Below are 16,533 nucleotides of genomic sequence, written 5' to 3' on the forward strand. Positions count from 1 at the left end.
CAGCATGATGATCCCTCAACAGGCTCCACGGACAGGGGCGGTTTCCCCTCTGCCGTACCGCTTTTCCGACACAGGTTACAGCGCCTGGCTGGTCCCGTTGCTGCTGCTCACCGTGTGGTGGCTGGCCAGCCGCCATCAGTGGATGTCAGAACAGATCCTGCCCTCTCCGCTGACCGTTGCCAGTGGCGCATTAACCTTTATCCCCGAAGAGTTGCTACACCAGTTGCCCATCAGCCTGGCGCGCTTGTTTATCGGCCTCGGTGGCGGCATCCTGTGCGGTCTGCTGTTGGGTTGCCTGTTCGGTTTACACCGCCGCAGTCATTCTCTGTTTATGCCGCTGTTCACCGTAGTAGCGCAAATTCCTACGCTGGCTTGGATCCCGTTGTTGATGCTGCTGTTGGGTATCGGAGAAGCGCTAAAGCTGGCGGTATTGATCAAATCCATCACCGTTCCGGTAACGCTTTACACCTGTGCTGGTATTCAACAAACGCCGCAAAAGCTGTATGAGATGGCACGCAGTCTGCATCTTACTCCCACGCTATTTCTACGTCGTCTGATTATCCCCACAATGTTGCCTTACGTAATGACCGGCGTCCGGCTGGCATTCTCACAGGGTTGGGTGTCGCTGATTGCCGTCGAACTGCTGGCCTCGAGTGAAGGGCTGGGTTACCTGCTGGTACAAAGCCGCCAGCTGTTTATGCTGGATTTTGTGTTTGTCTGCATTCTGATTATCGGCCTGTGCGGGTATTTGGGAGAACGGCTGCTGCTCAGGCTGGAGCAACGCTGGATTCACTGGCCCGCGCCGGTATTAGGGCGAGACAGTCTAAGTCCCAGTGTTGCCTTCACCTCTTTAACGCCCTGGTATGCGCCGCTAACGCTGTTACTGCTGTGGAGCGTGGGCAGACAGCTTGCCTGGTTTAACACCGCCTTTCTGCCAGCACCACAGCACGTCATTGAGACGCTGATGAATGGATTAGCTCAGGTACCGATCTGCTTGCCAGCCTGACACACGCACTGCAAGGATTTCTGCTCGGCAGCCTGCTTGGAATCGGTGCTGGTGCCATGCTCGGCGGTTTGCCACTCGTCGATCGGCTATTCAACCCGGTGCTTTCCGCCATGCGCAGCGTAGCGCTCTTCGCCTGGCTGCCGCTGATCACCGCCTGGTTCGGGCTGGATGACACCGCCAAGGTGGTGTTTGTGTCCGTCGCCGCTTTCTTTCCTCTGCTACTTGCCACGCGTCAGGGGATTGCTCAATTACCGCCAACGTTGCGTGAAGCAGCCTATGTACTACGGCTTTCTCCGCGCCACACCTTAAGTAAGTTGGTGCTGCCTTCGGTGATGCCACCGGTGTTCTCCGGCCTGCGGCTGGCGCTGATGCACGCTTGGACAGGCGCAATTGGTGCTGAATATTTCATTCCGTCTGGCGCGGGGTTGGGGGCATGATGATTCGTGCTCAGCAATTGCTGGCATCCGATCGGATTATTGCTGGCGTGGTGCTGATCGCGCTGGTTGCCGCACTGTTTTCCCGCCTGATCACCTTCGCTGAACGTCGCCTGACCGCCTGGCGCTTCCAGTAACCGACATTAAGGAGACGTCATGCCTTTGCAATTTCATCACATTACCAAGCAATTTACCGTACAACACCAGCCTCTCACCGTGTTGCAGGATATCTCGCTGTCGTTGGCACCCGGCGAACTGGTCGCCATTATCGGCAGCAGTGGGTGTGGCAAATCGACATTATTGCGGCTGGCCGCCGGGCTGGAGCAGGCACAACAAGGTTCAATTACTATTTGATGGGCAACTGCTGACAGGCATTCATCCTGACGTCAGTCTGGTGTTTCAAGAACCACGACTGTTCCCGTGGTTGAGTGTGAAGGAAAATATTCGTCTGGGGATGATTAACCTGCCCCTTTCCGCCGCACAATCCGAACAGCAGATTGCGCACTACCTTGAAATGATGGGATTAGAAGACTTTGCCAATGCCTGGCCACATCAGTTGTCAGGCGGCATTGCGCAGCGCGTGGCCATCGCGCGGGGGTTAGCCTCACGCCCCAAAATTCTGTTGCTCGACGAGCCGTTTGGTGCGCTTGATGCCATGACCAAACAGCAGCTACAGCATCGGCTGGCAGAGATCCGCCGTCATACCACGCTGACCATTCTGCTGGTAACCCACGACGTGGAAGAGGCCGTCTTTCTGGCCGACAGAGTGGTCGTGATGTCGCCCCGACCGGGTCGCATCAGCACGCTATTGCCGATTTCGCTGCCCTATCCGCACGATCGAACCAGCCAGACGTTACTGGCTCACAGACAGGTATTGGGAGAGGCATTGCAACACGCGGAAGTCCCGGCAACAGTGTAAACCGTTGCCGATTACGCCACGATGGCGTGGGCACACTGCGCCTGAAGCAGTTCCCATTCAGGTTTAGCTACCGAGCCTGCATCGGTAATGATGATATCGATTTCCTGCGGTGTGGCGTAAATTACCCGGCTGGTGACACCTATCTTGCTGTTATCCGCCAGAATAACACGCGTTTTGGCATTCTTGACCATGGCGCGGGCAATGGCAGCTTCATGGTGCGCGAAACTGCTGGCGCCCGAAGCGCTGGTGATCCCTACCGGTGACAGCAGCGCAACATCAGCGCGATAGCGCTGAATCTCACTCACCGTCAAATCACCGCTGGTGGCCTGCATGGACGGCCCCATATGGCCGCCAAGTAGAATCACCTCATGGTGCATCGTCGATTCCGCTGTGGTCAGTTTCAGCGCGACGTTCAGGCTGTTGGTTACCACCGTCATGCCGGGCATAGATAACAGTTCATCCGCCAACAGCGCAGTGGTGCTGCCCGCATCAATAAACAGCGTTTGCCCAGCATTCAGTTGCTGCACCGCAGCGCGGGCAATATACTGCTTCTCTTTTTCAAGCACAGCGTTGCGCACCGACAGCGGCGGTTCCGGCTCCAGCGATGTCGCGACAATCCCACCATGGACGCGGCGTAATGCCCCCATGGACTCCAGCTTAAGAATATCGCGCCGTACCGTCTCTCGCGAGACACCGAGATGCTGGATGATTTTTTCCGTACTGACCCGATTCAATGTGGACAGCAGCGCGCGGATACGGTGTAAGCGAGTCTCTTCTAGCATAAATAGTGATTCTCTGGCGTAAAAGCGTAAACGGCGGTCATTAGCGTTTCGCCGTCAAGAGATGAAGCAGCGGCGCCATTATAGCGACAATCCCCATGATGCACGTAGAAAAAGCCGCTGCCTGCGAGGTGAAACCCGCTTCATCCAGGCGCATCACGGTTACCGCACCGAGCGGTAGCGATGGTGTCACCAGAAAAATCACCGCAGAGAGCGTTACCATGGAACGCATAAACAGGAACATGGCAACGGAGATCAGGGTCAATCTCATGGCAGGCAAATACACATCGCGCAGGATACGCACCACGCCGCCTCCCAGCACGGTGGTGGCATCCTCCATGGCGTTTGGCACATTGCGCATCCCCATCATCATCGTAGTGTAACCCTGCGTGTGATAATGGTAGTAGTTACACAGCGCCACCAGAATCGCCGAGCCATATAACATCCCCCACGGAAGATCGGTGGTGTTGAACGTGAACACATACGACAGCCCGAGCGCGCTGCCCCGGTACGCCCACGGGCAGCGCGCTGAGTAACGCGGCAAAATCCGCACTTTTCCCCGGCTGGCGACGAATGCCAAACGTGAGCAAAAACAGCAGCAGCGTACCGATAACCGCCGCTAATACCGAGATCCAGATGGATGTCCAGAGCGGTGCATACCCCCCGGCAAGATCGATGTTATAATGCTTAAGCGTCAAATCCAGGCGATAAGGCCACAGGCGAATCATACTGGCAATCACCACTGTGGCAATCACCGTTACAATCAACAACGCAATGGTCATATTCACCAGATAAAACGGAATATCGCGGCGCTGCAACGGTTGAGGAACATGCGGAATGGCGGATGACGTGCCGATAGCTTTCTGGCGACGCGAAGCGGCACGCTCAATCCAGATTGGATACTGCCGCAAGCAGTAATAACAGAATCCCCACCACGGCCCCCATGCCAAACTTCATTTGCCCGCTGACCTGGCTGTAGATCTCCGTCGCCAGCACCGAGAAATCACCGCCGATCACCACCGCATTACCAAAATCGGTGATGGTAAACACCACAAAGGCCGCGCTCAATATGCCGTAGCGCACGCCCGGCAGGGTGATATCCAGGAACTGCCGCCAGTCCGTGGCACCCAGCACGTTCGCCGCCTCATACTGCCGGGTATCGCTTTGGCGCAGCGTAACGCGATCGCCCGCCGACCAGTTGAGGGCACTACTGGTTTCCACCAGCAACGGATGTGATTTCCACAGCACTTCAACCCGCTGAATGCTGTCCAAAAAACTGGAGCTCACCACCTGCCCCTCGGCATCAGGCGCTTTCACCATAGCAATGCGCTCAGGGCGGATAAACAGTTCGGCATTCTCTGGCGCAGAGGTCTGCAACAGTTCCGGCATCCACTGCTGGACCGTTGCCTTGGGCAACAGATTACTGTGCCCTATAAATTCAGCCACAAAGCGGGTGCGCGGTGCGGTATAAAGCTAGCGCGGCGTCCCTTCCTGCACGATCAGACCGCCCTGCATACAGACGATTTTATCGGCCATGCTCATGGCTTCTTCCTGATCGTGAGTCACCATCAACGTGGGAATGCCTAACCGTTGTTGGACTTCACGCAGTTCCTGGCGCAATCCCGCACGTACGCGCGCATCCAGAGCTGAAAGCGGCTCATCCAGTAACAGCAACGACGGATTGACGGCTAACGCTCGCGCTATCGCCACACGCTGCTGCTGACCGCCGGAAAGCTGATTAGGATAACGATCGCCAAACCCGCCAAGGCGCACCGTCTCCAACAGGCTGTTGACGCGATCGCGAATCTCCACCTTCGGCGTGTGACGAATTTTCAGCCCATAACCGATGTTTTGCGCAATGGTCATGTGCGGAAACAATGAGTAAGACTGGAACACAATGCCAAACCCGCGATCGCGGGCGGGCACGTTGATCAAATCGCGGCCATCCAGACTGATTTTTCCGCCATCGCTGCTAAGCAATCCGGCGATAATCCGCAGTAACGTGGTTTTCCCACAGCCACTAGGCCCGAGTAAACAAACAAACTCCGCGTTCTCAATCGACAAGTTAATGCGATCGAGCGCTACGTGGCCGTCAAAACTTTTATAGAGACTCTGAATCACCAGCGCCATGTACTTACTATCCTCTTTAAACAACGTCTGGGACAAAGACGCCTTTTATTACAACGGCCTCAACGCTGGCCTGACAGCCAGCGTTGGTACAGAAAAACAGCCTGTTATCAGCGACCAATCGCCTTTTGCCAGGTTTCCAAAATGGCATCCCGCTCTTTGGCACTCTTAGCGAAATCAACCGAGAACAGCACGCTGGAAAGATCGGCAGGCCCGCCCGCCAGCTTGGCGGCTTTCGATTGCTCGACGCCGGGAGTGGTGACGATTTCTTTGTATTTGGTGTACAGCGTCGCTGCGCTGTTGGGTAAGGTCCAATCCAGGAAACGCTTGGCGTCGACTTTATTTTTTGATGCTGCCATCAGACCGGAGGCTTCCAGATCATAGCCTGCGCCATCGCTGGGAATGACCATTTTGACCGGATACCCCTCTTCTATAGATTGCATCGCGGCAAACGCCAACGACACGCCAATGGCATATTCACCGGTGCGCGCCGCTTTACAAGGACGAGAGCCAGATTTGGTGTATTGGGCAATATTGCCATCCAGCGATTTGAGGAATTCCCACCCTTTTTCATCCCCTTTGGATTGCAGCAGCGCGGCGATTTGCAGATACCCTGTACCCGATGAAACCGGGTTCGGCATCACCACTTCGCCTTTGTAAATCGGGTTGGTCAGATCTTGCCAGGTGGCAGGAACCGGCAGGTTTTTCGCTTTGAGCGCTTCAGTGTTCACACAGAACGCCGCCATGTAACCGGTGGCCGCAAACCATTTGTTGTCCGGCGCGCGATAGGTTTAATCCAGCTTTTCACTGCCTTTGGCAGCATATGGCTCAAGCAGCGCGGAAATGCGCGGGTCCATCACGTTGGTCAGCGCTCATCCCCAGACTACGTCGTGCTGTGGATTCTTGGCTTCTGCCAAAATACGCGGACCGAGATCGCCAGTGGGCAAACGCAGCACATTCACGGTGACATCCGGCATGTCCTTCTTCGCCTGTGCAACGTAATCCTTGATTTCATCCTCTTCCAACGAGGTATACACCGTGATGGTGCCTGCCTGTGCCGCTCCCATCAGGGTCGCAAAGGCGCATGCCGCCATCAAACTGGTACGGCGTAATGAAAAACGTTTCATAAATGTTCCCCTTAATGGTTGCGGAAGTCATAACGCGGTGGCGTAGCTTTTAGAAAGTGAGCACTTTTGTGTATTTCACTTTCTGCGTTTTTTGTGCGTTATTTTGCATCTGTGTAGTTTTAAGCACTAATCATACCAACCCGTAAAGAAGCGTATCTTCTGAGGTTATGGAGACTAATAAAACAAGGAATTGCTCAATTATCGTGATGTAAGAGGAAGGTAGTAATGCAAGATGATGTGTGACGAATTGCACTTTTTTGGTGTTTTATACGCATCAAAAAAGTGCATTTAAATGTATTTGTTTATTTAGTTGCTTTTAGATCGTGTTAGTGCTTAAGCTATTCCCATCCTGTTTATGCACGGTGTCTGACAGAAATACGGTGCTTAACCGAAATTTGGAGTCATCATGGCAACACGTTCAACTATCATGGATACCAATAGCTTTCGCGCAGAACACGCGGATGCGTTGGATGCCGAAACGCGCAAACTGACCGATAAACGCAGCCAACTGCTCGGCGAATCCTACCGTTTGTTTTATCGCAATCCCGTGCATCTGGTTCGCGGTGTAGGGCAATACCTGTGGGATGCCGCAGGCGATAAATACTTGGATGTCTATAACAACGTTGCCAGCATCGGACACTGTCACCCCGCTGTCATTGCCGCCGTACATGAGCAGATGAGCCAGCTCAATACCCACACTCGCTATTTGCATGAACGCATTCTGGATTACACCGCCGATCTGCTGACGACCGTACCTGACGACATTAACAAAGCGATGTACATGTGCACTGGCTCGGAAGCCAACGATCTGGCGATCCGTATCGCCAAAGCGTACAGCGGCGGCACCGGCATCATAGTCAGCCAGGAAGCCTACCACGGCACCAGCGAACTGACCTCCGGCGCACACCAGCACTGGGCAGCGGCCAACCAATCGCCCCCATCACTCGTCTGGTGCCGCCCCCCGATCGCTACCGCGTTGACGCACCCGATTTAGGCATCTGGTTTGCCAATGAAATCCAAAAACAGATCGACGATATGGCGGCGCATGGCATCAAATTCGCGGGTCTGCTGGTCGATTCGATCTTCTCTTCTGATGGCGTACTGCCTGGACCGGCAGGTTTTCTGAAGCCAGCACTCGATGCGGTGCATGCCAACGGCGGCATTTTTATCGCCGACGAGGTACAACCGGGATTTGCGCGCACCGGCGACAGCTTCTGGGGATTTGCGCGCCACGGCATCGTACCGGACGTAGTGACGCTGGGTAAACCAATGGGTAACGGGATTCCGGTGTCTGGTCTGCTGGCCAAAGCCGATGTATTGGCCGCCTTTAGCGATGAAATCCCCTATTTCAACACCTTTGGTGGCAACCCGGTATCTATGGCGGCTGCGCAGGCGGTGTTGCGCGTGATCCGCGAAGAGAAATTGCAGGAGCACAGCCTGATTGTCGGAGAAAAACTGCGGCAAGAACTGGCACGCCTTGCCGATCGCCATGAATGCGTGGGCGATGTGCGCGGGGCCGGGTTGTTTATCGGTTTCGAGTTGGTGAGCGATCGCGCCGCCAAAACCCCTGACAAAACGCTGGCGCTGGATGTGATCGAACGCCTGAGGGCCGAGCTGGTACTGGCCTCGGTAGCGTTACCTTATGGCAACGTATTGAAATTGCGTCCCCTCTTGGCGTTTCAGGAGCAGGATATCGACTGGCTGGTCGGGTCGTTGGACAAGGTACTGAGTGCCGTGCGTTAATTAAGATTGCGCACGTTCTCCGCGCAAACGGGGAACGTGCGCCAAGACAGATCACTTCACCAGCATCACATCGTCAAAGGCAAAGCGTTTTTTCTCACCGGCTTCGTGATAACCGATACGAATAAACACGTGCAGATCCTCAAGATAAGCATAATCACTGCTCATCGGGCGGCCATCACCGCGATCGTCAGTACAAGTGAATTCCAGATAGCGACCGCGGGCTAATTGCAGCGGCTCTGCGCCATGTGCTATCTGCACGGCACTGCTGACCGGTCGATTTGTTATCGCTCTGGCTATTCTTCCAGCGATACTCGGTGCCCGCCGCCGGAGGCAGCACAAACGTGTTTTCCAGCGTATGGCTGATGACCGGTTTTTCTGCCAGAGAATCCCATTTTTTAACGTCCACAATATTAAACAGACGTACATGCTGTGAATAAAACACTACGCCACCCAACGTCATTTTATCCAACGTCAGTACGGCTCCGTCCGGCAAAGAGTCCATTTGCACCACAAACAAGGCGAGTTCCTCACCCGGAGATTTTTGGGCATAGCTCAGACGCTTAAATGTCGGGCGCAGTTGCGGCGTCGCAACCGCCCGTTGCACCGTATCCGCCACGGCCTGTGGCAGTGGATAGCTTTGGATCGGTACCGGATCGCTTTGCGTAAAATCAGGTCGTAACGGCAAATCCTCCGCCATCGGCTCTTCACGCCATTCCAGCGTGCCGTTACCACCAAGCTGACGAATATCGTTAACCGCGCAAAGCCTTTTGGCGAGCGAAGTTTCCTCAACGGAAAGCGCGGTGAATGCAGGATTTTCTTCAGACTGGCTATCCGTTATTCGTCCCTGATTATCCAACGCCAACTGATTAAGGGTTTGGCCCTTATCCTGTACGCAATCAAAAACCTTATCCATTATTTTCACTGAATAGGGCGCGAGGTATTTTTCATCTTGATGGATACGCGCGTAATCCATTGCGAGACGGACCTGAAGCCGATCGCTCTCTCGTACTGTTGGTCACATCAATAAATGGCCGGTTACCCTGCGCATCGGCTTCAGCAAGCGCAACCCATTGGGATACGGGAACGTTTTGTTGGCACACATTCAGTGCAGGATTGGTACTGTAGGGGCTGTCCGCCTCTGGCTCGAAAGGCATGCCGGGGACATAACGAGCCAATGAACCCGCGCCATAGACCCGAACGCTTGGCCGATTTGGTACAGGAGGGGTAATACTGGCAAACAGGTGTGTTTTTTGGCCGGTGTCACAATCGACATTAAGCCATAAATCCGTCGTCCCATTACCCAGCGTGGAAATACGAAAAAGAGCGTTAATGGCATTGCCTACTCTCACGGTATTGCCGGACACCAAGGTCACATCCTTGATAACCACCGCAGGCAGCTGTGGCTGTGCAAAAGCAGGTGCAGAAAGTACCCATCCCAGATTCAATAGTGTTAGCGGCTTCATCGAGCATCCTGTTATTTCATGATTCCATTACCAGCCCACTATCGGGCAAGACGCGCTACATCATGCAATTGATTATCAAAGGCTGGCAACGGGCATACTCTGATTTTTATGCACTTTTGGTGGAAGCTTAACGTTGTGAATGTCATCAACAAGCTATTCAACCCGTTTGAGCTTCAGGTCGAGTTGGTGCCCACTTCACACCATCAGCTTGCAGCGGTGTTATCACCAGAATGAAGCAACACATAAAAATGCAGATTGCACAGATAACGTTCTACTTTGAGTGAGTTATAATAATGAATCATAGAGATAGCAACAACGGGACAATGCTGACATGCAGAACACCGGAGATACTACCCGGCTCTTTGGACAGCGCATCAAAACGTTGCGCGTTCAGGCCGGGCTCACGCAGATGGCGCTGGCCAGTAGATGTAATCTGGATCGTACTTACTTAAGTGGTATTGAACGTGGTGTCAGAAATCCAACCTTAGAAATCATCATTATCATCGCCGCAGGACTCGGTACTTCTTTAGCTGTACTATTCGACTATTGATTCTCTCCCATCGTTTCCTGTTACCCCACAGTTCCACGCTTCCCACTACAACGCTTATCTTTCGTCAGTGTCAAACATCTCGCAAATTAGTTGTAAAAACAATGTCACTTATTGTTAAAAAAATCGAACATAATGTGATGCAAATCAAAGTTCGTCACCGCTATTCCCTTACACTGCCCACAGATGTTCACCCTCTGCTTTTGTTACCCATATCTGGTGCTGCTTAATGTTGGCGCTAAGTGGCTATTTTTAAAAAATGACCAGAAGCTCTGATGAACATACTGACAACCATCATTTATAAATAGGGGAAATTGTATGTCGACATATTATTTTCTACCCACACGAAATGTATTTGGTGAGGGCAGCGTTCAGGAAGCAGGCAGTCTTGCAAAAACGTTAAATGCTAAAAAGATCCTTATTGTCACCGATGCCTTCCTTGCCAAAAGCGGAATGGCGGATAAGGTTGCTGAGATTTATAAAAAAGCAGGTATTGGCGTTCATATATTTGGCGGTGCAGAGCCCAACCCAACGGATAAAAACGTTGCCGAAGGCATCAAATCTTATCGGGAAAATGACTGCAACGCGATTGTTTCTCTCGGTGGCGGCTCGTCGCATGACTGTGCGAAAGGGATTGGCCTTATCGCCGCTAACGGCGGAAATATTCGCGATTTTGAGGGTGTCGATAAATCGATCAATGACATGATCCCACTGATGGCCATTAACACCACGGCGGGCACCGCGTCGGAAATTACCCGTTTTTGTATTATTACCGATACAGAACGCAAAGTTAAAATGGTGATTGTTGACTGGCGCGTTACACCACAAATCTCCATTAACGATCCGGAATTAATGGTTGGGATGCCGCCATCATTAACAGCGGCGACCGGGATGGATGCACTAACCCACGCCATTGAAGCTTATGTTTCTACCATGGCAAACCCGCTTACGGATGCCGCCGCCTTAAAAGCCATCAAAATGATCACCCAATATTTGCCGAAGGCCGTTGCCAATGGTGAATATATGAAAGCCAGAGACAATATGGCTTACGCGCAATATCTGGCGGGGATTGCCTTCAACAACGCATCACTGGGCTATGTACATGCCATGGCGCATCAGCTCGGCGGTTTTTATAATCTGCCGCACGGCGTGTGTAATGCCATTTTGCTGCCGTATGTTGAATCCTTTAACCTCATCGGCAACCTCAACCGGTTCAGAGATATCGCCGAAGCCATGGGGGGAAAAGGTGGATGGCCTGTCGACAGATGAAGCCGCGTTGAAAGCCATTAGCGCGATTCAACGCTTAGGCCAACAGGTCGGCATTCCGCGCGACCTTAAGAGCCTTGGCGTCAAACCGGAAGATTTCGCGATTATGGCTGAGAATGCGAAGAAAGACGTTTGCCAATTGACCAACCCGCGCAAAGCCACCAAAGAGCAGGTTATTGAGCTGTACCGTCAGGCCTATGAAGGAGAGGAGATTGTGTAATCAATAGCATCGCCAGAGAGAGTTATCCGACGCGGTGGGGACAGTGATTTACCTATCAATCTGCCACTTTTCGCAAAAGTGTTTTTTATTTTTCTACGTTTATCTCCCCCGCTTAATCGCGGCAGAATGCCGAGTTCAAATCGCAACGATTAGGAAGCAAATCATGCCGACAAGCCGTACCTCTTCACCCACCCATTCCACCCTGCCATTGCTCTCGCTCGCCGTGGGCGCATTTGGTATTGGCACCACCGAATTCGGCCCAATGGGCATGCTCCCGACCATCGCTCAGGGCATGGACGTATCCATCCCTACCGCAGGGATGCTGATTTCTGCTTATACCATCGGTGTGATGGTTGGCGCGCCAGTGATGACGCTGCTGTTCGCCCGCTGGCCACGGCGCAGAGCGCTGATCGCGCTGATGGCAATTTTTACCCTGGGCAATCTGGCCTCCGCCATGGCCCCCAATTACACCAGCCTGGTTATTGCCCGTATCATCACCAGCTTAAACCACGGGGCATTCTTTGGTATTGGTTCGATTGTGGCGGCAAGCCTCGTGCCACGTGAGAAACAGGCCAGTGCCGTTGCCGCTATGTTTATGGGGTTAACCATCGCCAATATCGGCGGCGTTCCCGTGGCAACCTGGTTTGGACAAGTGGTCGGGTGGCGTGAGTCCTTTCTGGGTATCGCGTTGCTGGGCGTTGCTGCAATGTTGTCGTTAGGTGCCTTCCTGCCCAAAGGCGGCCATGGAGAAAGGCCCAATGTGCGAGCCGAACTGCGCGTACTGACGCAGCCCGTGGTGTTAGTGATTCTGGCAACCACCGTCATGGGTGCTGGTGCCATGTTCACGCTCTACGCCTACATTGCCCATTCGCTCGAATCGATTACTCAGGTTTCTCCCGGCTATGTGACTGGCATGCTGGTGTTGATTGGTATTGGCTTCACCCTCGGGGCCAAGTTAGGCGACAAGCTGGCAGACCGTTCAGTCAAAGGCTCACTGATGGTATTTTTAAGCCTGATCGCCATCAGCATGGTGGCATTCTCGTGGCTGGCAACCACCAAGGCAGGTGCAGCCATCGGCTTAATCGTCTGGGGCACCGCGGCTTTTGCCGTGGTCCCGCCATTGCAAACCTGGGTAATGCGTGAAGCCACCGGCGCGCCAGGACTGGCCTCATCGGTCAATATCGGTGCGTTTAATCTCGGCAACGCGCTGGGTGCCGCGTTAGGCAGTGCCGTGCTGAACCTTGGCGGAAGCTACGGTGCAGTCTCCATTTCTGGTACCGTGCTGGTGCTACTCACTCTGCTGCTGGTGCTGACACAGTTGCGACGCAAGCAAACGGATGTTGCTCGGGAAGGGACGACCGAAGTGGGGTTAGTTTGCAGTTAAAGGATAAACGTCACAGAGGAAAAACGTTTTGCAGAGATTGAAAACATCTGACGCAGATAAAACGCCACAACCGGAGCATCAGCGCCTGCGCGATTTAATATGCTGAGGAATAACCTCTACGGCCTGTTCGGGCGTTAACGCTGAAGTATCCAGGGTGAGATCCGTGGACAACCAGTCCTCGTATTGACGATTGATGACCTTCTGCCAATCTGGTAATACATGTCCAGGAATATCTGCGAGGCGGGGCTCAACTCTCTCTTGATGCTGTGCTTTATTGGAACAGATAATTTCGATTTCCAACGCAGGCACGGCATTTTCTAAAGCCACATTTCGCCAAGACTGCCGGGTAATAGCGAGATGGTTTACCGAATCGGCAATGACAGTGTTACCTAACCGAATATTATCCGCAGCAATGGCATATGCAACCACATATCCGGCAGGTCCCATATCAGATATTGTGATCTTTTCTGATTGAACCAGTGACTGTTCAATAGAGTCGATACGCAGCCAGACCGAGTTCAGACTGAGTGCCAATAGACGGGCAATGGTTGATTTGTCCGTGCCCGGTAATCCGCCAAAGATAATTAACATGAGCGTCCTTACATAACGATAAGTAGGCCTAGGTGTGCCTATCGAAAACTACGGCAATTCAGCGATCTTCTTTTGTATGCCGAAGATCAACAACATAAATAGTATCGTACTGGATTTCATAGTGAACATCATAATTATCAAACAGGGTTTTGCTTACCTTGAGTTGTTCACGCACTGCGTGATTACCCACTCAGGGTAAGTCATGTTTGATAACACGCCTTTACCAGTAGCAGACATAGCCGCTCAGCACCGCGTGCTCAAACTTTTTCGACGTGAGCAAACTCGGTTCAATATGACTGAGATCATCTTTTTGCAACTTTTGCTTTATCGCAATCCCTATTATTTTGCTTGTCGTTATGTAATGTAATATATAGGGATCTAACGATTCGTTCGTCTATCCCTTTCCAAGAATGTTAACGATAAGAGAATTCCCATGCCTAAACGCTTAATAAAATCCCTTATGGTGTTTCCTCTACTCATGGCCAGTTATACCGCCAGTGCAGTCGAGTTACATCTGTATGCCGGAGCTGGGTTGAGACAGCCAGTAGAATCCGTAGTGGCATTGTTTGAAAAAAACACCGGCCACAAGGTGGTTATTGAATACGGTGGCTCAGGGCAAATTCTCACGCGTTTTAATCTAACCAAAACGGGGGATGCTTTCCTGCCGGGTTCTGAACACTACGTTGAAAAATTACAGCAAGATGGGCAAGTAACGTCTTCTTATCCTCTGGTGTATCACACACCCGTGATGGTGGTAAGGAAGGCGACTGGCGGAGAAGTGGAAACGTTGGCCGATCTTGCAAAAAGTCATTTAAAAATCGGCATGGGTGACCCTAAAGCAATTGCGCTGGGAAAAAGTGGGGAACAATTGCTGGTCGCCAGTGGTTATGAGAAAGAACTGAAAGAGAAGGTAGTTGTACAGGCAACAACGATTAAGCAATTACTGATTTATTTACTCAACGGTGATGTGGATGCTGCGGTTATTGGGCTTTCTGATGCGATGAAGAATCAGGATACGCTAACCTTGTTACCTTCCCCGGCAGGAACACCGGAAGAGGTGGCAACTATCGCCGTATTAAAAACCAGTACCCATCCAGATGCAGCCAAACAGCTTGCTGAATTCTTCGCGTCACCACAGGGCATCAAGATGTTTACCGATCAAGGCTATCTGCCGATTAAGAAGAATTAATTGAATCTGAGTCGGGTAGATAACTGAATGGCTAAGCTGGCATTAATACCGCTGGTACTTCTCCTTTTTTTGATTGGCGGATCGCTGCTTGCACTTTTCTCCCAGCTTAGCTTTAGCCAGTTTATTCAATTATTGTCAGATGATGAAATCCAGTTTGCGCTGTTGCTGTCTTTCAGTACAGCGCTTACCTCTTTATTGCTATATTGCTATCAAGCGTAATAAGCCTTCCTGCCGCCTGGGCAATGTCTCGTCTCTCATTTCCAGGAAAGAATATAGTAAACATTCTGCTGGATTTACCCATGGTAATGCCGCCGTTGGTAGTCGGAATCGGTCTATTACTTCTTTTAGGACAAGAAGGGTATGTTGGGCAGCTAGCTCCAACGATCTCTAAATGGTTATTCTCCCCCTTTGGTATCATCATTGCGCAAACCTACGTTGCCTGTTCAATATAAACGCGCAATGCCTACAGTGCGTTTATCTCTATTTCACCGCCTTATATACACGGCTTATAATTTAGGGCTAACACCGCTAAAAACGTTTTTCCTGGTATAAATTCCCCTCGTCTGGCGCTCATTACTGAGTGGCTGTGTTTTGGCGATGTCACGGGCGCTGGGTGAATTCGGTGCCACGCTGATGCTAGCTGGCGCGACCAGAATGAAAACGGAAACCTTACCCATTGCTGTTTTTCTGAATATTGCCAGCGGTGATTTTTCTTTGGCTGTCGGTTGTGCCCTGTTGCTGATTATTTTTTCGATTTTTCTCTTAGTGATACTGCATTTGTTGCAACAACGAGGAAGGCTGAATGTTAAAGGTGAATGATCTTTCCTGCGGCATTCTGAAAAATATCAGTTTTTCAGTTGAATCAGGTAGCTGTACGGCTATTTGTGGCCCTTCAGGCAGTGGGAAAACAACGTTGTTGAACGCCATCGTAGGGAGCATTGATTATCGGGGCTCTATATCAATAGCCAATCAATGTATCGATAAACGATCTATCTGGCAGCGTCCTTGCCGTTATTTGAATCAGCACTTGTATTTGTTTCCTTACTTATCTGTTGATAATAATCTGCGCCTTGCTCAGTACGCCGCTAAAAAACCACAGTCCAGTGAAAAACGTCACGACCTGCTAAAATTACTTGAAATAGAACATTTTGCTAAACGCTACCCCACACAAATTTCGGGTGGAGAGCGGCCCTGGCGCGGGCATTGATCAGTGAGCCTCAGGTTTTGTTACTCGATGAGCCATTCTCCAGTCTCGATTGGCCAGTGAGGTTACGGCTATGGCAGGTGCAGGTAATGAAGGAAATACAGCATCTCTTTTCGGTGACGCTATTGTTAGTGTCGCATGAACCTCGGGAAGTCGAGGCGTTAGCTCAACAGCAACTGACCCTTTCTAAAGGGTGCCTTTTATAATCCTTACGAACTTTATCCATCAACACAGAGTAAAAGGATACAGGCAGTAGATTTCAGAAATAAAAAAAGCCACCCGAAGGTGACTTGATTTTCATACTAATGGTGCCGAAGGCCGGACTCGAACCGGCACGTCTTTCAACGGTTGATTTTGAATCAACTGCGTCTACCGATTTCGCCACTTCGGCACTGAAGTAGTATGCGGAAAATGAGGTGCATTGTACCGTTTGAGATTGATGACACAACACTATTCCGCACTATGGCGCGTTGAATGCTGAAAAAAACAGCGCCAGCACACTTTTTTGCGCATTTTACCGGCACGCGATGACGT

The 16,533-nt window shown here is 51.8% G+C and carries 15 protein-coding genes, 1 tRNA gene and 5 pseudogenes; 10 read left to right on the forward strand and 11 right to left on the reverse strand.

All coding sequences use genetic code 11. The features are described 5' to 3' along the window. Window positions 1-7: 7 nt before the first annotated feature. A pseudogene (locus JZM30_RS05110) lies at window positions 8-1,577 on the forward strand (ABC transporter permease). A 19-nt stretch (window positions 1,578-1,596) separates the two neighbouring features. After that, window positions 1,597-2,359: pseudogene (locus tag JZM30_RS05115) on the forward strand (ABC transporter ATP-binding protein). An 11-nt stretch (window positions 2,360-2,370) separates the two neighbouring features. On the opposite strand, the gene JZM30_RS05120 reads toward JZM30_RS05115, so the two are convergent. From JZM30_RS05120 to JZM30_RS05150, 7 genes and pseudogenes are all read right to left on the reverse strand, one after another. Further along, window positions 2,371-3,141: a DeoR/GlpR family DNA-binding transcription regulator gene (locus JZM30_RS05120; RefSeq protein WP_252317791.1), complete on the reverse strand. Its 771-nt coding sequence runs from the start codon at window positions 3,139-3,141 to the stop codon at window positions 2,371-2,373. 40 nt (window positions 3,142-3,181) lie between these two features. Then, a complete protein-coding gene (locus JZM30_RS05125; RefSeq protein WP_252317792.1) occupies window positions 3,182-3,559 on the reverse strand; it encodes an ABC transporter permease family protein in 378 nt (125 codons plus the stop codon). Further along, a complete protein-coding gene (locus JZM30_RS05130; RefSeq protein ID WP_252317793.1) occupies window positions 3,546-4,049 on the reverse strand; it encodes an ABC transporter permease family protein in 504 nt (167 codons plus the stop codon). The genes JZM30_RS05125 and JZM30_RS05130 overlap by 14 nt, the downstream gene beginning before the upstream one ends. Further along, window positions 4,024-4,584: an ABC transporter permease subunit gene (locus JZM30_RS05135; RefSeq protein ID WP_252317794.1), complete on the reverse strand. Its 561-nt coding sequence runs from the start codon at window positions 4,582-4,584 to the stop codon at window positions 4,024-4,026. Before JZM30_RS05135 ends, JZM30_RS05130 begins: the two co-directional genes overlap by 26 nt. A 27-nt stretch (window positions 4,585-4,611) precedes the next feature. Continuing rightward, window positions 4,612-5,268: an ABC transporter ATP-binding protein gene (locus tag JZM30_RS05140; RefSeq protein WP_252317795.1), complete on the reverse strand. Its 657-nt coding sequence runs from the start codon at window positions 5,266-5,268 to the stop codon at window positions 4,612-4,614. Between the two features lie 107 nt (window positions 5,269-5,375). Beyond that, window positions 5,376-6,041: pseudogene (locus JZM30_RS05145) on the reverse strand (extracellular solute-binding protein); the annotation flags it as partial. 96 nt (window positions 6,042-6,137) lie between these two features. Then, entirely contained in the window at window positions 6,138-6,392 is a 255-nt protein-coding gene (locus JZM30_RS05150; RefSeq protein ID WP_252317797.1) for a hypothetical protein, read from the reverse strand. A 406-nt stretch (window positions 6,393-6,798) separates the two neighbouring features. Here JZM30_RS05150 and JZM30_RS05155 point away from each other — a divergent pair. Continuing rightward, window positions 6,799-8,135 (forward strand): annotated as a pseudogene (locus tag JZM30_RS05155) (aspartate aminotransferase family protein). A gap of 187 nt (window positions 8,136-8,322) precedes the next feature. Here the strand turns inward: JZM30_RS05155 and JZM30_RS05160 are convergent. Both JZM30_RS05160 and JZM30_RS05165 read right to left on the reverse strand, forming a co-directional pair. After that, a complete protein-coding gene (locus JZM30_RS05160; RefSeq protein ID WP_252317798.1) occupies window positions 8,323-9,048 on the reverse strand; it encodes a hypothetical protein in 726 nt (241 codons plus the stop codon). 31 nt (window positions 9,049-9,079) lie between these two features. Next, window positions 9,080-9,598 (reverse strand): hypothetical protein, encoded by a 519-nt coding sequence (locus tag JZM30_RS05165; RefSeq protein ID WP_252317799.1) that lies wholly within the window; start codon window positions 9,596-9,598, stop codon window positions 9,080-9,082. Between the two features lie 331 nt (window positions 9,599-9,929). Between JZM30_RS05165 and JZM30_RS05170 the strand changes: the two genes are divergently transcribed. The 3 genes and pseudogenes from JZM30_RS05170 (at window position 9,930) to JZM30_RS05180 (ending at window position 13,015) form a co-directional block, all read left to right on the forward strand. Continuing rightward, window positions 9,930-10,148 carry a helix-turn-helix domain-containing protein gene (locus JZM30_RS05170; protein ID WP_252317800.1) on the forward strand — a complete coding sequence of 73 codons (219 nt, stop codon included), beginning with the start codon at window positions 9,930-9,932 and terminating at the stop codon, window positions 10,146-10,148. A gap of 315 nt (window positions 10,149-10,463) precedes the next feature. Beyond that, window positions 10,464-11,631 (forward strand): annotated as a pseudogene (locus JZM30_RS05175) (iron-containing alcohol dehydrogenase). Window positions 11,632-11,794: 163 nt separating this feature from the next. Continuing rightward, window positions 11,795-13,015, forward strand: a complete 1,221-nt coding sequence (locus JZM30_RS05180; RefSeq protein ID WP_252317801.1) for an MFS transporter — start codon at window positions 11,795-11,797, stop codon at window positions 13,013-13,015. Window positions 13,016-13,093: 78 nt separating this feature from the next. Here JZM30_RS05180 and JZM30_RS05185 read toward each other — a convergent pair whose 3' ends face one another. Beyond that, window positions 13,094-13,606 (reverse strand): P-loop nucleotide/nucleoside kinase family protein, encoded by a 513-nt coding sequence (locus JZM30_RS05185; protein ID WP_252317802.1) that lies wholly within the window; start codon window positions 13,604-13,606, stop codon window positions 13,094-13,096. A gap of 460 nt (window positions 13,607-14,066) precedes the next feature. Here JZM30_RS05185 and modA point away from each other — a divergent pair, with 460 nt between their 5' ends. From modA to JZM30_RS05205, 4 genes are all read left to right on the forward strand, one after another. Continuing rightward, the gene (gene modA, locus JZM30_RS05190; protein ID WP_438801473.1) at window positions 14,067-14,795 is read left to right on the forward strand and encodes a molybdate ABC transporter substrate-binding protein; all 729 of its coding nucleotides are present in this window, start codon (window positions 14,067-14,069) and stop codon (window positions 14,793-14,795) included. 27 nt (window positions 14,796-14,822) lie between these two features. Further along, a complete protein-coding gene (locus tag JZM30_RS05195) occupies window positions 14,823-15,014 on the forward strand; it encodes a hypothetical protein (protein WP_252317804.1) in 192 nt (63 codons plus the stop codon). A gap of 435 nt (window positions 15,015-15,449) precedes the next feature. Next, complete coding sequence (locus tag JZM30_RS05200; protein ID WP_252317805.1) at window positions 15,450-15,614, forward strand: hypothetical protein; 165 nt, start codon at window positions 15,450-15,452, stop codon at window positions 15,612-15,614. Then, window positions 15,598-16,002, forward strand: coding sequence for an ATP-binding cassette domain-containing protein (locus JZM30_RS05205; RefSeq protein ID WP_252317806.1), 405 nt, complete (start codon window positions 15,598-15,600; stop codon window positions 16,000-16,002). Before JZM30_RS05200 ends, JZM30_RS05205 begins: the two co-directional genes overlap by 17 nt. A 303-nt stretch (window positions 16,003-16,305) precedes the next feature. Here the strand turns inward: JZM30_RS05205 and JZM30_RS05210 are convergent. Continuing rightward, a tRNA-Leu gene (locus JZM30_RS05210) sits at window positions 16,306-16,390 on the reverse strand. Between the last annotated feature and the right edge of the window lie 143 nt (window positions 16,391-16,533).

Origin of the sequence: Candidatus Symbiopectobacterium endolongispinus (genome assembly GCF_018777385.1) — a bacterium.
Classification (GTDB): Bacteria; Pseudomonadota; Gammaproteobacteria; order Enterobacterales; family Enterobacteriaceae; genus Symbiopectobacterium; species Symbiopectobacterium endolongispinus.